Source organism: Thermocaproicibacter melissae (genome assembly GCF_024498295.1).
In the GTDB taxonomy this organism is placed as follows: Bacteria; Bacillota; Clostridia; order Oscillospirales; family Acutalibacteraceae; genus Thermocaproicibacter; species Thermocaproicibacter melissae.
Map to the genome: position 1 here is coordinate 1,121,485 of NZ_CP101827.1, position 17,423 is coordinate 1,138,907.

At 51.5% G+C, this 17,423-nt stretch carries 18 protein-coding genes; all 18 read right to left on the reverse strand.

Going from position 1 to position 17,423, the window contains the following annotated elements:
• Positions 1-58: 58 nt before the first annotated feature.
• Entirely contained in the window at positions 59-592 is a 534-nt protein-coding gene (hpf, locus tag NOG13_RS05555; protein WP_283109589.1) for a ribosome hibernation-promoting factor, HPF/YfiA family, read from the reverse strand.
• A gap of 89 nt (positions 593-681) precedes the next feature.
• Positions 682-1,530, reverse strand: a complete 849-nt coding sequence (locus tag NOG13_RS05560; RefSeq protein WP_283109590.1) for a fumarate hydratase — start codon at positions 1,528-1,530, stop codon at positions 682-684.
• Positions 1,531-1,711: 181 nt separating this feature from the next.
• Entirely contained in the window at positions 1,712-2,155 is a 444-nt protein-coding gene (locus tag NOG13_RS05565) for a S1 RNA-binding domain-containing protein (RefSeq protein ID WP_283109591.1), read from the reverse strand.
• Between the two features lie 32 nt (positions 2,156-2,187).
• Entirely contained in the window at positions 2,188-2,400 is a 213-nt protein-coding gene (locus NOG13_RS05570) for an FtsB family cell division protein (protein ID WP_283109592.1), read from the reverse strand.
• The gene (gene yabQ / locus NOG13_RS05575; protein WP_283109593.1) at positions 2,303-3,004 is read right to left on the reverse strand and encodes a spore cortex biosynthesis protein YabQ; all 702 of its coding nucleotides are present in this window, start codon (positions 3,002-3,004) and stop codon (positions 2,303-2,305) included. The genes NOG13_RS05570 and yabQ overlap by 98 nt, the downstream gene beginning before the upstream one ends.
• 14 nt (positions 3,005-3,018) lie before the next feature.
• Entirely contained in the window at positions 3,019-3,324 is a 306-nt protein-coding gene (gene yabP, locus NOG13_RS05580; RefSeq protein ID WP_283109594.1) for a sporulation protein YabP, read from the reverse strand.
• Positions 3,325-3,384: 60 nt separating this feature from the next.
• Complete coding sequence (locus NOG13_RS05585; RefSeq protein WP_283109595.1) at positions 3,385-3,633, reverse strand: RNA-binding S4 domain-containing protein; 249 nt, start codon at positions 3,631-3,633, stop codon at positions 3,385-3,387.
• A gap of 95 nt (positions 3,634-3,728) precedes the next feature.
• Entirely contained in the window at positions 3,729-4,004 is a 276-nt protein-coding gene (locus tag NOG13_RS05590) for an HU family DNA-binding protein (RefSeq protein ID WP_283109596.1), read from the reverse strand.
• 89 nt (positions 4,005-4,093) lie between these two features.
• Positions 4,094-4,804 carry a nucleoside triphosphate pyrophosphohydrolase gene (mazG, locus tag NOG13_RS05595; protein ID WP_283109597.1) on the reverse strand — a complete coding sequence of 237 codons (711 nt, stop codon included), beginning with the start codon at positions 4,802-4,804 and terminating at the stop codon, positions 4,094-4,096.
• Between the two features lie 46 nt (positions 4,805-4,850).
• Positions 4,851-6,617 (reverse strand): putative polysaccharide biosynthesis protein, encoded by a 1,767-nt coding sequence (locus NOG13_RS05600; RefSeq protein ID WP_283109598.1) that lies wholly within the window; start codon positions 6,615-6,617, stop codon positions 4,851-4,853.
• Between the two features lie 148 nt (positions 6,618-6,765).
• Positions 6,766-7,149 carry a zinc ribbon domain-containing protein gene (locus tag NOG13_RS05605; protein ID WP_283111163.1) on the reverse strand — a complete coding sequence of 128 codons (384 nt, stop codon included), beginning with the start codon at positions 7,147-7,149 and terminating at the stop codon, positions 6,766-6,768.
• Positions 7,150-7,241: 92 nt separating this feature from the next.
• Entirely contained in the window at positions 7,242-8,213 is a 972-nt protein-coding gene (locus NOG13_RS05610) for a uridine kinase family protein (protein ID WP_283109599.1), read from the reverse strand.
• On the reverse strand, positions 8,182-9,663 hold the full coding sequence (gene hemZ / locus NOG13_RS05615) for a coproporphyrinogen dehydrogenase HemZ (protein ID WP_283109600.1): 1,482 nt from the start codon (positions 9,661-9,663) through the stop codon (positions 8,182-8,184). The genes NOG13_RS05610 and hemZ overlap by 32 nt, the downstream gene beginning before the upstream one ends.
• A 1-nt stretch (position 9,664) precedes the next feature.
• Positions 9,665-10,288 carry an MBL fold metallo-hydrolase gene (locus NOG13_RS05620; RefSeq protein ID WP_283109601.1) on the reverse strand — a complete coding sequence of 208 codons (624 nt, stop codon included), beginning with the start codon at positions 10,286-10,288 and terminating at the stop codon, positions 9,665-9,667.
• 24 nt (positions 10,289-10,312) lie between these two features.
• Positions 10,313-12,502, reverse strand: a complete 2,190-nt coding sequence (locus NOG13_RS05625) for a RelA/SpoT family protein (protein ID WP_283109602.1) — start codon at positions 12,500-12,502, stop codon at positions 10,313-10,315.
• Entirely contained in the window at positions 12,502-14,568 is a 2,067-nt protein-coding gene (gene recJ / locus NOG13_RS05630; protein WP_283109603.1) for a single-stranded-DNA-specific exonuclease RecJ, read from the reverse strand. Before recJ ends, NOG13_RS05625 begins: the two co-directional genes overlap by 1 nt.
• A 131-nt stretch (positions 14,569-14,699) precedes the next feature.
• Positions 14,700-16,682: an NAD-dependent DNA ligase LigA gene (ligA, locus tag NOG13_RS05635; RefSeq protein WP_283109604.1), complete on the reverse strand. Its 1,983-nt coding sequence runs from the start codon at positions 16,680-16,682 to the stop codon at positions 14,700-14,702.
• Between the two features lie 28 nt (positions 16,683-16,710).
• Positions 16,711-17,340 (reverse strand): sporulation protein YunB, encoded by a 630-nt coding sequence (gene yunB / locus NOG13_RS05640; protein ID WP_283109605.1) that lies wholly within the window; start codon positions 17,338-17,340, stop codon positions 16,711-16,713.
• Positions 17,341-17,423: the final 83 nt, after the last annotated feature.

Consider the following 17,423-nt stretch of genomic DNA (forward strand, 5'->3'; position numbering starts at 1 on the left):
TCTCCTTTGATTCAAAAAAAGGGGCTGCTTTGCGCAGCCCCGCACAATCATAAGTTTCTTAAGCCGGTTCCGGTTCCAGCAGGCCGTAACCGCCGCCTCTCCGGCGGTACACAACGCTGATGTCTCCGGTTTCTTCGTTGCGGAACATAAAGAATTGATGGTCCAGAAGTTCCATCTGCAGAATTGCCTCATCCACACTCATCGGCTTCACGGCAAAGCGCTTTCTGCGAACAATTTGAAAGCTGTTCTCCTCATAATCTTCCTCCGAAGAATCGCTTTCGGGAATCAGCAGTTCAGCAGAGCTGAATTTCTTGTTCAAGCGCTTTTTATTTCTTCGGATTTGACTGCCCAAGGAAGCAATGACTTCATCGAGAGCAACATTCATTTCATTTGCGCGAGCTTCGGCGCGGTATATCATTCCCCGGGAAAAGATGGTTATTTCGACGGTCTGGTGGTTTTTCTCCACTGTAACCACGACTTTCGCTTCTGCATCATCGCCGAAAAGACGGTCGAAACGGGACAATTTCTTGGCTGCAAGTTCCTTGAAATTATCTTTCAGGTTAACCTTTCTTCCGATGAAAGTAAGTTTCATGCCGTAAACCCCCTTCTTTCCAGTGGGAAACACAGCTCCCTGCTACTTTCATCATACCATAATTATGATAACCAATAAAGACTCCATGATTAAATTAATACAGATTTATGCCGTGTTACATGGCAACCCATATTGACCGCAATCGGGAGCCCGGCAATGTGTGTGGCATACTGCTCGATATTCACGGCAAGAGCCGTAGTGCTTCCGCCGAAGCCCTGCGGTCCCACATTGAGCTCATTTACGCGGCGCAGCATGCGTTCTTCCAGTTCCGCATAAAACGGGTCTGCATTGCGCTGCGAGACAGGCCGGCAGAGTGCTTTCTTTGCGAGAAGCGCACACAGCTCAAAATCTCCGCCGATTCCTACGCCAATCACCACAGGCGGGCAGGGACGGCCGCCCGCGAGCTTCACCGTTTCTGCGACAAACTCAATCAAGTCATCTTGCGACGCGGCAGGGGTAAACATCTTCAGGCGGCTCATATTTTCGCTGCCAAAGCCCTTTGGCGCAACGGTGAGCGCAATTCTGTCGCCGGGGACAATGCGGGTATGAATCACCGCAGGGGTGTTGTCGCCCGTGTTGCCCCTTCGGATGGGATCGGCTACAACCGAGAGACGAAGGAGGCCATCCAGATATCCGCGCCGCACGCCCTTGTTGACAGCGTCTTCAAACGCGCCTCCGGTAATATGAACATCTTGGCCGATGTCGGCAAACACGACCGCCATACCCGTATCTTGGCAGACGGGCAGATTGAGTTCCCGTGCCGCATCCATATTCGCACCGAGGTCAGCGAGAATGGATTTGCCGATTTTTGAGGTTTCCGTCTTTTCCGCTGCACGGATGACCTGCTCCAAATCTTCCGGCAGTTCTTTATTGGCTTCGATGCAGAGTCTTTTCACTTCTTCTGTAATCTGCTCCGCACGGATTTCTCTAAGTGACATGACTTTTTGCTCCTTCTTTCAAAGTGGTATTCCGTGTGCGGGTAAATCCGGAAACAGGCTTGTCCCCGCTTTTCGCTATGGCATGTTTTCAGCATTGATAACAGGCATAAAATTCTCCGGTATAACAAAAGGCGGAGTGCAAGCACTCCGCTCAACGGAACAAATCCGAATCATTATGTCATTACCGTGTAGAACCCCCACGTCTTGAAAAGCCGCCCCTCTTTGCCTCCATACAGCGCTTGAGGTCAGACATTTTCTCATCGCTTGTCTGCTTAAACTTTGCCATCATGTCCTCAAAACTTGTAGGCTCGTTGCGCCGACCGGCCTGCCACTCGAAATTGCCCGGTCTGCCGCTGCTGTGCTGAGCAGACACTTTGCCGCTTTGGGGAGCTTCATTCACCCTTTTCATCGAAAGGCTGATCTTCCCGTCCGGGTTAATGGCAAGGACTTTGACCTTGATGACCTGATTTTCTGTCACATAATCGCGGATTTCCTTCACGAAAGTGGATGCCACCTCTGAGATGTGCACCATTCCCGTTTTGCCGCCAGGAAGTTCCACAAAAGCCCCGAACTTTGTGATGCCTGTTACTTTCCCCTCAAGAATCGCTCCAACCTCAAGCTGCATAAATAAGTATTTTCCTCCTCAGTCAGGAATGTTTATTTTCCGGCTATATTAACAAAAACGCGCTCTCCGGGTTTCGAGTAGCCCAACGACTCGCGGGCAGCTTTTTCAATATAATCGCTCTGCCCTGAACCCAATGCATTTCTGAGATCATCGTTTTTGATTTCTTGAATTTTGATTTGTTGTTCCACGGAAGCGAGCTCTTGCTTTTTCGCGTTGATCTCCGCCTGCTGCTGCACGAGGAGCATGATGGCGTAAATTGCGAAGGCGACGATTGCGACGCGCAGCAAAATGCTTTTCCGAGGTTTTTGACCTTTGATCAGCTTCATCATGGCGCACGCCTCTTTTTCTTGCCTTGCGTTTTTTACTTTTCCGTTTCGCTTTACGTTGATTATACACTACCGAACAGTGATGTTTCAAGCTATTTTTCCAACTTTGAAGCCGCTTTTGCCCCGATTTCGCACATTTCTTTGCTTTTCGTAATAATTTTCCCGAAGTGCGACGAAGCCATGCCGATGCCGGGTCAAAAAACTTGCGGTAGAGAAAGTCAAAAAGCCTGCGGAAGAGGCCGACCGTCACACGGCCGACCGTCCAGTGCCAAACGAACCATCCGAGCGTCTCGCCCGCAAAGAGATAAAGCCGAAGTTCACCGTAATTCACCGCAAGATTCACGAGGAACGTGAAATATGCGAGGAGGACCATGTAGAAAAAGTCCTGAAAAAAAACGGTGCGGCGCTCTGAACGGAACATTGCCCGCCAAATGCGGAGAATGTCATAGGCTGCACCGGCCACCGCACCAGTCGCAAAAAAGATGAGAAAACCGACAAGCTGAGATGTGAGAGTCAGATTCAAACTGTCTCACTCCCCTATTTGAAAAGCCTGGAAAAAACGCCTCCCCCGGAGGAACGGTTTTCCGTGTATGTCATAGAGGTGATGTCGCCGTCAAGCGTTAATTCTCCGGTTTCCAGGTTCAGCTTGTCGATATGTAGGTTGCTTCCGTGCACGGTAAGGTCGCCAAGATCTGTAATGGCAACAACCGTCTCATCGTTGAAGCTGTCAACATTGGACACTCCCGTTGCTGTCAGCGTTCTGCGGTTCTCCAGAATCAGGCTGTGAGGCATCTTTCCGTTTTTCTGCTGCCCAGCAGTTTGCGCGGATTTCTGTTCGCTCATGGAAGTCCCTCCCGCATTGTGTCTGTATCATTCTTATGCAGACGCGGTGGGACATATACTTTATTCGTCAGAAAGGATCTCGTAGAGGGAAGATGCATCCGCTTTGGAAGCGTACTCATCCACGCTCAAAACTTTTGCGCGGATGTTTTTTGCCCCCAGCGCGATTTCAATCACGTCGCCCGGCTTCACATCGTAAGAAGCGCGTGCAGGCTTTCCGTTGACAGAAACGCGCCCGGCGTCGCAGGCTTCGTTGGCAACGGTTCTGCGTTTGATTAAGCGCGATACTTTCAGGTATTTATCCAGTCTCATAGGTTTCTCCCAAGTTCAAGATTTCAGAAAAAATGATAAGAGGGCTGTAACAAAGCAAAGCTTTGCTGCAGCCCCAAATTTAATTTACAAGAATTTTATTTTGCAACAGCGGTCTTGAACGCTTTGCCAGCTTTGAACGCCGGTACACGAGTTGCAGGAATAGTAATCGGCTTATTCGTGCGCGGATCGCGGCCCTGACGCTCGCTGCGGTTATGAAGCTCAAATGTGCCGAAACCGACAATTTGAACTTTTTCGTTCTTGGCAACAGTCTCAACAACCTTATTGAGGAAGGCGTTAACCGCTTTGTCAGCATCCTTTTTGGAAATGCCGGCCTCGTCAGCGACAATAGAAATCAGTTCGGTTTTATTCATAGTTTTTGACCTCCGTAATTTTATTATTCAACAGCTGACGCTGAGAATTTTGTATCAACCACACCCTTGTGGCGTGGTATGACGGAAAATCATTTATCTGCTTTCTGGTAGCTTGCAACAATAGAATCGCAATACTGTGCAAGTGTCTGTTCGGCCTCAACACCAAGCGCCTCGGAAAGCGACACAGCAGAAAAGAGAAGTTTTCCAATCGTCTGCATTTTTTCGCTTTCCTCCGCCGTTTCCGGAAGCTGTGAGACGTTTTGCACTGCTTCTTCCAACTCAGAAAGACTAACCGCCTTATCAGGAGTTTTCCCATCCGCTTGCAAAATTTTCTTTCCAATTTTCTGCGAACGCATCAGTGCGGGCAGTGCGGGGGAAACGCCTTCAAGAACCTGAGAAACGGTTTTGCGACCTTTGGTGCGTCTCTTAATGGCATCCCAATTTTTAAGGACTTCGCTGCTGTTTTGAACAGTAACATTGCCAAAAACGTGGGGATGTCGCTCAATCATCTTTTTGGCCACGCCATCAACCACATCGGAAAAATCGAAGTTGCCGTTTTCCTTTTCCAGTTGAGAATGAAAAACAACCTGAAGTAAAACGTCACCCAACTCTTCCTCTAGCAATTCGGAATCTTCCTTATCAATTGCTTCTACAGCTTCGTACGTTTCTTCAATCAGATTATTCCGAATTGTTTTGTGGGTTTGCTCGCGGTCCCAAGGGCATCCTTCCGGTGAACGGAGAATCGTCATGATTTGGAGCAAATCATCCATTGTATATTTGTTTTTCCGTTCAAACCGCAAAGCTATGCAGCCTCCACGTCAGTAATTCCCTAAAACTGCTCCTATTTTACCTTATCCAATTATGATTTTCAAGTATTTTCACGATTTTTTGTCCTTTTGGAAGCATAGAAATGTCGTGTTTACTTAAAATTCGGAACCACAGCACACAAACGGCGTATAAAACCACCGCGAGAACCATCGCAAAGCAGACTGCAATCTTCTCCGAGATAAACACAGACACAGCGCGGAAGATCAAATAGGAAAATCCGATGCTCAGCAAAGACGCGAGCAGAGGCTTAAAGAAAATCGCAAAATAATTCATGCGGATCTTCGTCACGCGGAACAGGAAATAGAGCTCCAAAACCGTTGCAATGAGGTAGCACAGAAGCGATCCGGTTCCGGCTCCGAGAATATTGACTTCGGGGATTCCCACGAGGGTATAGTTCGTAATGATTTTGATAACAAGGCCGACTCCGAGCAGCTTCACCGGAATATCGACTCTGCCGACCGCCTGAAGCATACTGTTGATTGGGGTGCTCGTAGCCGCGAAAGTCGACGCAAGGCCGAGAATTACAAGAATCCGCCCGATGATTTGTGTCCCCTGGTCACGGCCGGGGTAAATGAGTGCGGCAATCGGCATTGAAAACACAGAAAGGCCGATACCGCTCGGAATCGTAATCAGCGTTACGATTCTCATAACGGACTCCATGCTGCGGCGGATATGCTTCGGGTTGCCTTCCGTCCACGCTTCCGTAACGCTCGGCAGCGCGCTAACGCCAAATGCCTGTGTAATCGCCGGAACGAGCATGAAAAGATTTGTGGCGTTGCCGAAGCATCCGTACAAAAAGGACGCCATCTTGTCCGTGGAGGCATACTCCTGCGGAATCAAAGAGGAATACATATTCAAAAGGGTATCCGCGTTTGTCTTTAATAAGTCGCCGATACGGCTCTGAAGCAGCATGCCGTCAACAAAAGACGAAAGGTTAATGGCAAGGGAACCGAGCGCAACCGGAATTGCGGTGCGTACAAGGCGCGAAATGGTGATCTTCATAGGTATTGGGCGCGGCGAGCTCAGAAGCATCTCGCGCGTAATGCCGTCGCCGTTTTTCTTATGGTAAAGGAACAGGTACAGGAACCCGAAGAAGCCTCCGAGCGTGACACCGAAAATTGCACCGGCCGCCGCGTACGGGAGTGTGGCTATTTTGGCATATGTTTCATTTGCTTTTTTGATGCCGTAGACGGTTCCGTATTGGGCATATTCCTTGAGGCCGGAGTTGACAATCAAAATTGCCGCGGACAAGCCGAACACAAGCCTGCTGATGGCTTCGATGACTTCCGAAATCGCTGTGGGCGTCATGTTCCTGAGGCCTTCATAATAGCCGCGGTAAATCGACATCATGCTTGCGAAGAACACCGCAGGAGTAACCGCGTAGATTGCCGGCAAGGCAACCTGCTCATTGCCGCGCAGCACGAAACGCGTGTACGGTTCCGAAAGGAGAAGCATCAGGGTCAGGGATAGAACACCCAGAATCAGAAATATTCTTACCGATGCACGGTGAATCTGGCGAATGTCGCGGTAGCGACCGTGGTAATAATTTTCAGAAACCATGCGAGAAATCGCAACTGGGAAACCTGCCGTTGCGATGCTGAACATCGGGCTGTATACCGAATAGGCATTTTGATAGTAACCATATCCGAGGGAGGTAATGACCCACGAAAGCGGTATTTTATAAATCGCACCGATAATTTTTACTATGACGAGTGCAACAACGAGTATCAGAGCACCATGCAGGAAGCTCTGGCGATGCACCTTTTGTTTTTTTTGCTGTTCCATCGCGACACATCCGTTCTATCCTATATGTTTTAGAGGTTTGCTGTCATAATTTTTATGCACAAGCAGCCGTTTTCATTGCCTCTGAAGCGTAAATCAAAAAAGAAAAGGAGAGGCTTCCCTCCCCTTCTTCGTAAAATGCCATTTCCCGTTATTCCCCGGACTCATCTTTCGGTTCTTCCCCGGAAAGCCGGTGGCCGCATTTTCCGCAGAAGATATCATCCGCATCGTTTTCATGGCCGCAAACACTGCAAACTGTCTTCTTACGAGCTGACGAAAGCTGTGCATTCACTGCTGCCAGCTGCTCTTTCAGGTCGTCAATTGCTGCAATCGCTTCGGAGACTTCTTGTTCCGAGACGCTGCCAGCTTTGCGCCCTGTATACACCGTGCGCCCAAGCGATTCGTACCTGCGGTTAATTTCCGCATTCAGATCGGCAGCACTGATTCTGAGCTTGGAAATATCGACCAACTTCGTAGCTGTCTTACTCACAGCATCGGCTGCAGACTTGGCGTTGATAATTATATCATCCAGCATACTCACAGCAATCTGCTCCTTTCACAGCTGAACATAATATTAGATTATAATTATAACACAGTATATCACAGAGCGGGCAAAAAATGCAACAGCTATTCCATATTTCCCCCGCCGATAAATTCTCGGATCATGGAGGACTCTGGGACAAACTCCGGCGAAAGCGGTTCAAAGTAGGAGAGGGCCTTTTTCAAACGCACCGCCGTCGGATATTCAGGGGATTCCGGCGGTACTGTGGAAAGCAATTGGAGCGCCGGTTTTACCAGAACATTCAGCTCGTAGTCATGAAACGAATTGATGGTGGTATTCGCATCCTTGCGGAACGGTTTGATATATTGATACTCGCCGCGCATGACATTGGGCCACATGGAAAGCGTCGTCTGCGGCTCGGTGCCGCGGAAGTGATAATCGCGCACAAGGCGGCGCACAAGTCGGACATCGTTCGGCCCTAGAATATTGCCCTCATTGCTGTAAACGCCCTGCTTGACGCTGATATAGATTCGATGAACGCGATACTCCGGCAAGAGGCTGATGAGTTTCGGGTTCAGCGCGTGGATTCCCTCCACAACGGCAACCTCTCTGTCCTTCAGCTCGACATGCCTGCGGTACGGGAAGGGAACGTGGTGTTCAAAGTCGAACACGGGCATGTCGCAGCGATTGTTCTTCACCAGCTCATAGAGACATTTTTGAATCTCCGGCACATCAAGAGCTTCCAAAGCTTCATAATCGCGCTCTCCGTTCGGAAGAAGCGGGGCAATGTCCGCGCCGAGGTAAAAATCATCCAAGGAAACACTTTCACAGCCGACGCCGGCCTTCTCAAGCGCTTTTTTCAGCATATGCGCCGTCGTCGTTTTGCCGCTGCTGGAGGGCCCGGCAATCATAACGAGGCGGCAAGCGGGATTTTCCGCTGCGATTTCTGCGGCGATGCTTTCGATGTTCGTCTGATAGTCGGCCTCGGCAGCATCCACAAAAGAGGCTGGGTCCTCTTTTATCAAACGGTTGATTTCTTCTACTTGGTTACGGTATGCAACATATTCAGCGGTCTTTTTTGGGGTCGGTTCTTTCATAGAATTCAATCACCCGCTCTTTCCGGCCTAAAATTTCCTCATATCGGTCAATATATTCATAAGGATACTTGAAGTTGAAAACCCGCTCGATTCTGTCGGTGTCGGGGTCTCTGAGCTTCGTGACGGCGCCGGCCCCGCAGGCTAAAATGGACTGGCACTCTTCCATGATGAAAACATTGTACAGATTCTCAAAGCCGGGTTTCGCCCACCCCGTGTTTTCGAGGTTGCCGACCATGCGGCTTTGACGGTAGAGATAATATGGCCGGTAACCGGTTTGCATCAGCGCATCGTACGCAAAGGTGAGCATTTGCTCCGCTGCATCTGCATTTCCCGATTTTCCTTCTTGGTTCAGGCGCGCAGCCCGCTTCAAAGCAAGGGTGTGCACCGTAATGCTTTCGGGAGAAAGCTCCAGCACGCGTTCCATCGTGCTGCGGAAACTCTCGGGCGTGTCCTTTGGCAGGCCGGCAATCAAGTCCATATTGATGTTATTGAACCCGTGCTCCCTTGCCAAGGCAAAAGCTGAGAGTGTTTGTGCCGCCGTGTGCTTTCTTCCGATGGCCTGAAGGACTTCGTCATTGAGCGTCTGAGGATTGATGCTGATGCGTGAAACGCCGCCGCGTTTCATGGCATCGAGCTTATCGGGAGTTATCGTGTCCGGCCGGCCCGCTTCCACCGTGAACTCCCGGCAATCCGAAAGGTCGAAGCTCTCCCGAACGGCGGAAATCAGCGCTGCAAGCTGGTCGGCAGAAAGCGCCGTGGGCGTGCCGCCGCCGAAGTAGACCGTCTGCAGACGCAGGCGAAGCCGGTTCGCAACCTGCGCGGTACGGCGGATCTCTTCGCACAGGAGCTCTACATATTTCGGAATCAAGTGAAATGTTTTTTCCACCGAAGAAGAAACAAACGAACAGTAGGCACAGCGCGTGGGACAAAACGGAATCGAAATGTAAAGGCTGAAGCCGTCTGGGCGCGCAAGGGAGAGAATCTTTTCTTCATTCTTCCAAGTTGTACGCGCCAGCTCCGTTTTTTCCTTGGAAACAAGGAATTCCTCTTGGAAATACTTTACAGCTTCTTCGGTTCCGCGCTCCGCCGCAAATTTGCCGAATAATTTCACCGGGCGAATTCCGGTAAGGATTCCCCAGCTCGGGCGGAAGCCGAACTGCTCCGAGAACAGCTTCCAAAGCGTCACGGACATACGGAGCTTCTGCTCCTCTTCCTGCGCCCCGGCAGGCAGCAGCGCTGCTTTGCCTTTCGAGGAATCACCGATAACCAGACGCACCGTGAGCAAAAAACTTCCGTCGTCGCACTTTTTCAGACCGGTGTAAACACACAAGCCGTCTTCTTTCGGTTCCTCTGCATTCTCCAATACAACAATCTTTTCCTGCGGGCAAAACAGGCGGCAGAGGTTTTCCATTTCATAATGAAATGGATGCCCGTCAATAATTAGTGTCATTTCATCGAATCCCCATGTAGGAATTATTGCGGCGCTCGTAGTCAAGCGTCGTCGCAGAGCCGTGTCCCGGGAAAACGCGGTAATCGCCGGGCAGTTCCCCTAGGCGGTGCAGAGAATTCAGAAGCTGAGAATAGTTTCCCGTCGGAAAATCCGTGCGGCCGCAGCTCAGCTTCATTAACGTGTCTCCGGAAAAGATTGCGTCTTCTACAAGAAAGCAGCAGCTTCCCGCCGTATGGCCCGGCGTCATCAATACCTTGACTTCAAGTTTTCCGACGTTTACCGTTTGGCCGTCGCTGAGCGGAACATCCACATGGAATGGAGGTACCGACTCACCGAAGAACATACCGGCAAGGTTCAAGGAACCATCGGTTACAAAAAGCTGTTCGTCCGTGGGAAGGTAGATTTTTGCATTCGTCTCCTCCCAAATCTTGCGGACACCGGAAATATGGTCAAAGTGCCCGTGCGTCAGGAGAATGGCCTCCACATTTCCATCCTTCCGCACAAGCTCGGAAAGCTCCTCACTCTCGAAGCCGGGGTCAATGACGGCGGATTTCCCAGTTTCGTCATCCTTGAGCAAATAACAGTTTGTCGGCAGCGGACCGCCGGAAATTTTCGTAATCTGCATGGAAGCACCTCCTGCTTCACACCGTCAAGTACGGCGAATCGAAAGTACGCCCGGTACAGCCGATAGGCGTGACATGATTGTTTTCAGTTGTTCGATACCATGGACAGAAATGGATGCGGAAATAAACGCCGAGCCGTCTTTTGTCTCTCTGGAGTTCAGCGAGTGAATGAACAGATGCATATTGAACAGCTGCTGCGTAATATCCGCGAGCAGACCGGAGCGGTCCTCTGCGACGATTTCGATGGTCGTCTTGAATTCTTCGTTCACTTCACCGGCCCAGTGCACCTTGACCCAGCGCTCTGGCTCCGGAGCTTCGCTGATGTTCTGCGGAACATTCGAGCAACTGCGCTTGTGTATGGAAACGCCGTAACCGCGCGTAATAAAGCCGATAATCTCGTCACCGGGAAGCGGGTTGCAGCAGCGCGAGAATTTGACAAGGCAGTTGTCCATACCGTCCACAATAACGCCTGCGGCGCTTTTGCGCGGCGCGGGCTGCCGCTGCTTTTCCTGTACATCCTGCTGCACGGCCGGGGCGGCCTGCGCGTGCTCCTTCTGCCAGGCTTCTTTCAGCTTCGGCATGATTTTCCACATTGGGATACCACCGTAGCCGATAGCGGCGTAAACATCTTCTACCGTACGGCAATTGTTGCGCGGTGCCAGTTTCAGGAGGATGGCGTTCAGCTTATCCTTCTCAAAGTCAATTCCGTTTCGGCGAAGCTCGCGCTCCATTTCGCTTCGGCCTTCGGCAATGTTCTCATCGCGTTTTTCATGCTTAAACCAGGTGCGGATTTTGTTGCGCGCTTCACTGGTTTTGACAATCTTGAGCCAGTCGCGGCTCGGGCCGCGCGCTTCTTTTGCGGTGAGGATTTCTACGATTTCGCCCGTCTTGACTTTGTAGTCAAGCGGGACAATGCGCTTATCAACCTTTGCACCAATCATGCGGTTGCCGACGGCACTGTGAATCGCGTAGGCAAAATCAATGACCGTGGAACCCGCCGGAAGGCTGATGACGTCGCCGCGCGGAGTAAAGACGAAAACCTCCTCCGGCGCCAAGTCCGACTTAATCATGCGCACAAGGTCGGTAGCGTCTTCGCTGTCTTTCTGGCTCTCCAGCATCTGACGAATCCAGGAAAGACGTTTTTCAAACATATCTTCCTTACCGCTTGTTATGCCGAGCTTGTATTTCCAGTGCGCCGCGATACCATACTCCGCTGTATGATGCATCTCCCAAGTGCGAATCTGCACCTCAAACGGGATGCCTTCCTTGCCGATGACCGTCGTGTGGAGAGACTGGTACATATTCGGTTTCGGCGTGGAAATGTAGTCTTTGAACCGGTTCGGCAGTGGACGGAACATATCGTGAATAATGCCGAGCACGTTGTAGCAGTCATTCACGGTGTCCACGATGACGCGAACCGCGTAAATATCATAGATTTCATCCATCGAACGACCCTGAAGGAACATTTTGCGGTAAATTCCGTTGATGCTCTTGACCCGTCCCTCAAGGTAAACATTCGGAATGGTCTGCGAAACGCGTTCCATGATGCGCTTCTTTGTCATTTCAATAAACGCATTGCGCTCACTTGCCCGCAGTTCCAACCCGTTTTCAATTTCGTGGTAAGCAACGGGGTCGAGGACGCGCAGCGAAAGATCCTCAAGTTCCTCTTTAACCGTTCGGATACCGAGACGGTGAGCGATAGGAGCGTAAACCTCCATGTTCTCACGGGCTTTGTCGCGCTGTTTCTGCTCATCCCAGTACTCGCTCGTGCGCATATTGTGAAGGCGGTCCGCCAGCTTGATAATGATAACGCGGATGTCCTCATTCATGGCAATCAGCATCTTGCGGAGATTCTCTGCCTGCTGAATTTCACGGGAAGAATACGGAATTCTGCCGAGCTTTGTCACTCCGTCCGTCAGGCTGGCAATTTCGCTTCCGAACTGCTTGCGCAGCTGTTCAAGCGTAATTGGCGTGTCCTCGATGACATCGTGCAAAAGGCCAGCGGCAACAGACTCGGTGTCCATGCCCAGCTCCACCAGAATGCACGCTACTGCCACCGGGTGGGAAATATACGGCGCGCCGGAAAGGCGCTTCTGTCCTTTATGGGATTCTTCGGCAAGGCGGTAAGCTCGCTCGATGACGTCCATGTCATACTCATGCTCGCTTGCCGCAATGCTTGCTTTTAAATCATCAAATGTTTTAAGAGGCGATGCCATTACTGTTCACCTGCTTTCCCCGCGGAATGGAGCGATACCAAAAGCGGGGATTCCTCAAGATTCACTTTTCCGCTTGTCCGCATAACCCTGACCCGGTATGTATTGGATTCTCGGTCTTCCTCAATCAGCCCGCAATCTTGAAAAACGGCAAGCGCAGTTAGAAATGCGGCAAATCCGCCCGCGCCGGAAAGGCGGCTGAAGAAATACTCCGGTTCTCCGCAAAAGCCGCCGTTATCCCGCAGTGCACGGTAAACCGTTGAAAACACCTCACGTGTTGGGAGAAGTTCTGCCGTTTCCTCAGGGGAAAGCAGTTCTCCCCGCAGAGCTTTCTCATACAGGGCGCGGCCGGAGATAAGCGCTTCCTCGTCCATTCCGGCTAATCGGATATCCCGTACAATGACCGAAAGAGTCAAATGTCCTCCGTACGGTCTTGCTTTCAAAACCACAGCAAGGTCGACGGTATCCCCCACACGAAAAGCGAACTGTTCCAGTGTTACGCCGAATTTCATGCAGGAAACGGATGTGTTGCCTTTTTTTACCGTTAAACGCAGATGTTTTCCTCCACCGACGGGCGTAATGTCCGTTATGACGACGCCGAAAAGCCCAAACAGCGGGAACGGATTGCCTGTTCCGAACGGTTCCAGCATTTGCAGGCTTTGCGGTATATCAACAGAAAGTTTCTCCGGTTTCAAAACGCAGTCAATCCGCAAAAGCGGAACGGGCATAGGCCCGGGCAGCGAAGCTGCATATTGGTTGATTCTTTTCCGGAATTCTTCAAGGTTGGAAACGGGCAGGGACATTCCTGCCGCCATGGGATGCCCGCCGTATTTCGTGAGCAGGTCATCGCAGGAGCATACCGCATCGAACAAGGAAAATCCCTCGACACTGCGGCCCGACCCCTTCGCATCTTTCCCGTTACAAGAAAGGACGATACATGGCTTGCCGAAACGCTCGGTAATTTTGGCCGCGACAATGCCGATGACGCCGTGGTGCCAGTTTTCTCCCCACACGACTAGAACCCGGTCATACAGCAGCGACGGATTCTCGCGGAAGCAGTTCATCGCTTCCTGCAGGACCTCGTCCTCGATTTTGCGGCGTGAGGCGTTTTCCGAACAGATCTCGGCTGCCAAATTTTCCGCATCTTCCATCGAGTCTGCCGTAAGCAGCCTGACGGCGCGATCTGCAGCTCCCATGCGCCCTGTGGCATTGATTCTCGGAACAATGGTATACGCAACATCCATGGCTGTGAGCGGACGCTGGTCCATTCCGCAAAGCTCCAGCAAAGCCGCAAGGCCAGGGCGGTCTCCATTGGAAAGCGCGATGAGTCCGGAGCTGACAAGCTGGCGGTTCTCGCCGGTAAGCGGCACCACATCGCCGATGGTACCGATGGCGACAAGGTCGGCGTAATTATCGAGCAGGGCTTCCGCTCCAAATTCCGGACCTTCCAGAGCCGTCAGCAGCTTAAAAGCAACGCCCGCACCGGAATAATCCCGGTAAGGGCAGGTACAATCTTCTCGCCATGGGTCAACCACAGCGACGGCCTTCGGCAGTTCACTTTTCGGCCTGTGATGGTCGGTGATAACTGTGTCGATGCCGAGGCTTGCGGCGTATTCCACTTCAGCGACGGAAGAAATCCCGTTGTCAACCGTAAGAATCAAGGAAACGCCTTCGTCATGCAGGGCTTTGACGGCATCCATGTTCAGGCCGTAGCCTTCTGCCTCGCGATCCGGAATATAAAAAATCACATTGCCGCCGCAGGATTCCAAGTAAGAGTACATCATAGCGGTGGCTGTGACGCCATCTGCGTCATAGTCTCCGTAAACGGCTATCTTCTCAAAGCTGTCCAGAGCGCGGCCGATGCGTTCAACGGCTTTCTGCATATCCGGCAACAAAAAGGGGTCAGAAAACTCGGCCCCGGGCGAGAGCATTGTCCGCGCCTGCCCGGGGTCTGTAATGCCGCGAGTCTGCAAAAGCACTCCGAGCAACGGAGGTACACCGACCTCTGCTGCCAGCTTCGTCGCTTGAATGCGGTCAAACGACATGACCTGCCATTTTTTGATGCTCAATTACTCCCACCTGCCCTATAGAAATTTATTTTACCATTTTAGGACATTCAATTCAACTGCAACCCTTTCGTTCAACAAAATAATCCTTCTTTTCTTTGAAAAAGCCGCTCCGTCATGCGGAGCGGCACAGATTACTGAATCATCTTTTCAAAGTCTTCCTCGGTGATAACCGTTATGCCAAGCTGGTTGGCCTTTGTGAGTTTGCTGCCTGCGTTCTCGCCGGCAAGGACATAGTCCGTTTTTTTCGAGACGCTGCCGCTGACTTTTCCGCCGAATTTCTCAATGATTTCCGTCGCCTGCGACCGCGTCATAGTCGGAAGCGTTCCAGTCAGTACGAAGGTCTTTCCGGCAAAGCGTAAATCTTTAGCTCCCTGCGACATAGCCGTGAGGTTGACGCCTGCGTCGCGAAGGCGGCCGATGAGGTGAGCCGTATTCGGAAGATCAAAGAATTGGCGGACACTTCGCGCCATGATTTCGCCAAACCCGTCAATGGTGGCGATTTCCTCTTCCGACGCACGGAAAATTTCATCAATGGAGCCGAAGCGCGCTGCCAGAAGCTTTGCGGCCTTGAGGCCGATGTGCGGAATGCCCAAGGCATAAACGAGGCGGTACAAGTCGTTCTGCTTTGACTTTTCCACCGCGTTCAAGCGGTTCTCCGCCGATTTTTTGCCCATGCGCTCCATGGAAATCAACTGTTCCTCCGTAAGGGTATAGAGGTCGGCCGGAGAAGCGATGAGGCCGCTGGAAACAAGCTGTTCCAAAACGGCAGGGCCAAAGCCGTCAATATCCATTGCATCACGGGAGCAGAAATGGATCAGATGGCGGAGAAGTTGCGCCGGACACTCGGGGTTGGTGCAGCGTGTTGCGGCTTCGCCCGGTTCCCTCACGACGGGGGCACCGCAGGATGGGCAGGTGTTCGGAAGAACAAACGGGACCGAATCCGGTGCATGAGAAACCACGGAAACCACTTCCGGAATAATCTCCCCTGCTTTGCGGAGCACAACGGTGTCGCCGATGCGGATATCCTTTTCCGAGATGAAATCTTGGTTATGAAGCGTTGCGCGGCTTACGGTAGTTCCCGCAAGCATAACCGGCTCAAAAACACCGGTCGGCGTGAGGACGCCGGTGCGCCCCACGTTTACTTCGATGTTCAGCAGCTTTGTCTGCTTTTCCTCCGGCGGATATTTGAAGGCTTCCGCCCAACGCGGAAATTTCGCCGTGCTGCCGAGCATCCGGCGCTGCGCGAAAGAATTCACCTTGACGACAGCACCGTCAATGGAATAATCGAGAGAACCGCGCATCTCGCCGATGCGGCGAACCTCGGCGATGACTTCTTCGATGGTATTGCACCTTGTGAAGAACGGCGGAACGGTGAAGCCGAGGTTTTTCAGAAATTTCAGCGCTTCGTCATGCTCGGAAAGTTCCACGCCGTTGATCTGCTGCACGTTGAAAACGAAGATATCCAGCTTGCGAGAAGCCGTGATTTTCGCATCCTTTTGCCGCAGGGAGCCGGCCGCCGCGTTGCGGGGGTTCTTGAAGGTTTTCTCACCGTTTAGTTCCTGCATGGCGGAAAGCTCGAAAAAGACCTTGTGGGACATATAGACTTCGCCGCGCACCTCAAGGAACGGAATCGGCTCTTTGAGCTTTTTCGGCACTGTGCGAATGGTACGGATATTTTCGGTAATATCCTCGCCGACTGTTCCGTCGCCGCGCGTGGAACCGCGCACCAGAACGCCATCACGGTACTCAATAGAAACGGAAAGCCCGTCAAACTTCGGTTCCACAATATAGACGGGGTCTTGCACCACGGCACGCACACGGCGGTCAAAATCAATGAGTTCCTGCTCCGAGAAGGAATCGTGCAGACTCTCCATCGGCACCGTATGCGTTACCGGTGAGAATTTTGCGAGCGCATGGCCGCCAACTGTCTGTGTAGGAGAATCCGGCTTTACAAGTTCCGGAAACTCCGCTTCCAGATTTTCAAGGCGGCGATACAGCGCATCGTACTCTGCGTCGTCGATTTCCGGCGCGTCTTCGTCGTAATATTTTTTGTTGTGATAACGGATCTGCTCAGAAAGTTCCGCAATTAATTTTTCCGCTTCCTGTAAATTCATTTCAATCCCCACTTTTCTGCGATTGGTTTCAACTTCGCTTACTGTCCACTACTACCTGAGGTACATCCCCCACGATGACAGTCTCGGCAACAAGCACATCGGTGCTCACATCTGTTGTGCTTTCAACACCGGGAAGGAAAGAATACACACTGGTTGCCACGGTTAGATAAATTCTGTGCCGCGTCTGGTTGATTCCGGCAGACTCGAACAAACTCTTAAAATCCGCCTTCACGTTGCCGGCAAGCGTGATTTTTAAGTTAAGGCCGGGCCCCCGCCCATGGAACAAATGACTGCCGATCAGCGTACCGATTGGAATGTTGACGGAGGAATCCTCATGGTCTTGGAGTTCTTTCTGAACGGCTAGGACTATTTTTGACTTAAATTCATTCATTTTCATGACATCGGACGTAAGAGAAAGAACCCCGTTTTCCGAGTCGCGTGTGATATGTACCAGATTCTCGTAACGAACAGGATTTTTGCTGATTTCATCGAGCACTGTGCTGTTGATGATGCTTACGGCCCTGACCTTCGCAGCATTTTCGGTCTCCGACTCCATGACCGGCTTAATCTGCCAGTTAAAAATCAAAAGGGCAGTAATGGCTAGGACAAGGGCAAGCAGGATCTTGGGCCGTGCTGTTCTGCGGCGCCGTACCCTCATAATAATATCTCTCCCTGAAACTGAATTACCCTATAATACTCCGGGAGAAATTATTTTGTGAAAGAAACTTAAATCTATTCCGG

What these genes read in the sequence shown, in the direction of transcription:
- yabP (WP_283109594.1), bottom strand. Translation starts at nt 3,324, where the DNA reads ATGAGCGAACAGAAATCCGCGCAAACTGCTGGGCAGCAGAAAAACGGA.
- yunB (WP_283109605.1), bottom strand. Translation starts at nt 17,340, where the DNA reads ATGAGGGTACGGCGCCGCAGAACAGCACGGCCCAAGATCCTGCTTGCC.
- hpf (WP_283109589.1), bottom strand. Translation starts at nt 592, where the DNA reads ATGAAACTTACTTTCATCGGAAGAAAGGTTAACCTGAAAGATAATTTC.
- NOG13_RS05610 (WP_283109599.1), bottom strand. Translation starts at nt 8,213, where the DNA reads ATGAAAGAACCGACCCCAAAAAAGACCGCTGAATATGTTGCATACCGT.
- NOG13_RS05600 (WP_283109598.1), bottom strand. Translation starts at nt 6,617, where the DNA reads ATGGAACAGCAAAAAAAACAAAAGGTGCATCGCCAGAGCTTCCTGCAT.
- ligA (WP_283109604.1), bottom strand. Translation starts at nt 16,682, where the DNA reads ATGAATTTACAGGAAGCGGAAAAATTAATTGCGGAACTTTCTGAGCAG.
- NOG13_RS05620 (WP_283109601.1), bottom strand. Translation starts at nt 10,288, where the DNA reads ATGCAGATTACGAAAATTTCCGGCGGTCCGCTGCCGACAAACTGTTAT.
- NOG13_RS05570 (WP_283109592.1), bottom strand. Translation starts at nt 2,400, where the DNA reads ATGCTCCTCGTGCAGCAGCAGGCGGAGATCAACGCGAAAAAGCAAGAG.
- NOG13_RS05585 (WP_283109595.1), bottom strand. Translation starts at nt 3,633, where the DNA reads ATGAGACTGGATAAATACCTGAAAGTATCGCGCTTAATCAAACGCAGA.
- NOG13_RS05560 (WP_283109590.1), bottom strand. Translation starts at nt 1,530, where the DNA reads ATGTCACTTAGAGAAATCCGTGCGGAGCAGATTACAGAAGAAGTGAAA.
- NOG13_RS05565 (WP_283109591.1), bottom strand. Translation starts at nt 2,155, where the DNA reads ATGCAGCTTGAGGTTGGAGCGATTCTTGAGGGGAAAGTAACAGGCATC.
- NOG13_RS05605 (WP_283111163.1), bottom strand. Translation starts at nt 7,149, where the DNA reads ATGCTGGATGATATAATTATCAACGCCAAGTCTGCAGCCGATGCTGTG.
- NOG13_RS05590 (WP_283109596.1), bottom strand. Translation starts at nt 4,004, where the DNA reads ATGAATAAAACCGAACTGATTTCTATTGTCGCTGACGAGGCCGGCATT.
- hemZ (WP_283109600.1), bottom strand. Translation starts at nt 9,663, where the DNA reads ATGACACTAATTATTGACGGGCATCCATTTCATTATGAAATGGAAAAC.
- NOG13_RS05625 (WP_283109602.1), bottom strand. Translation starts at nt 12,502, where the DNA reads ATGGCATCGCCTCTTAAAACATTTGATGATTTAAAAGCAAGCATTGCG.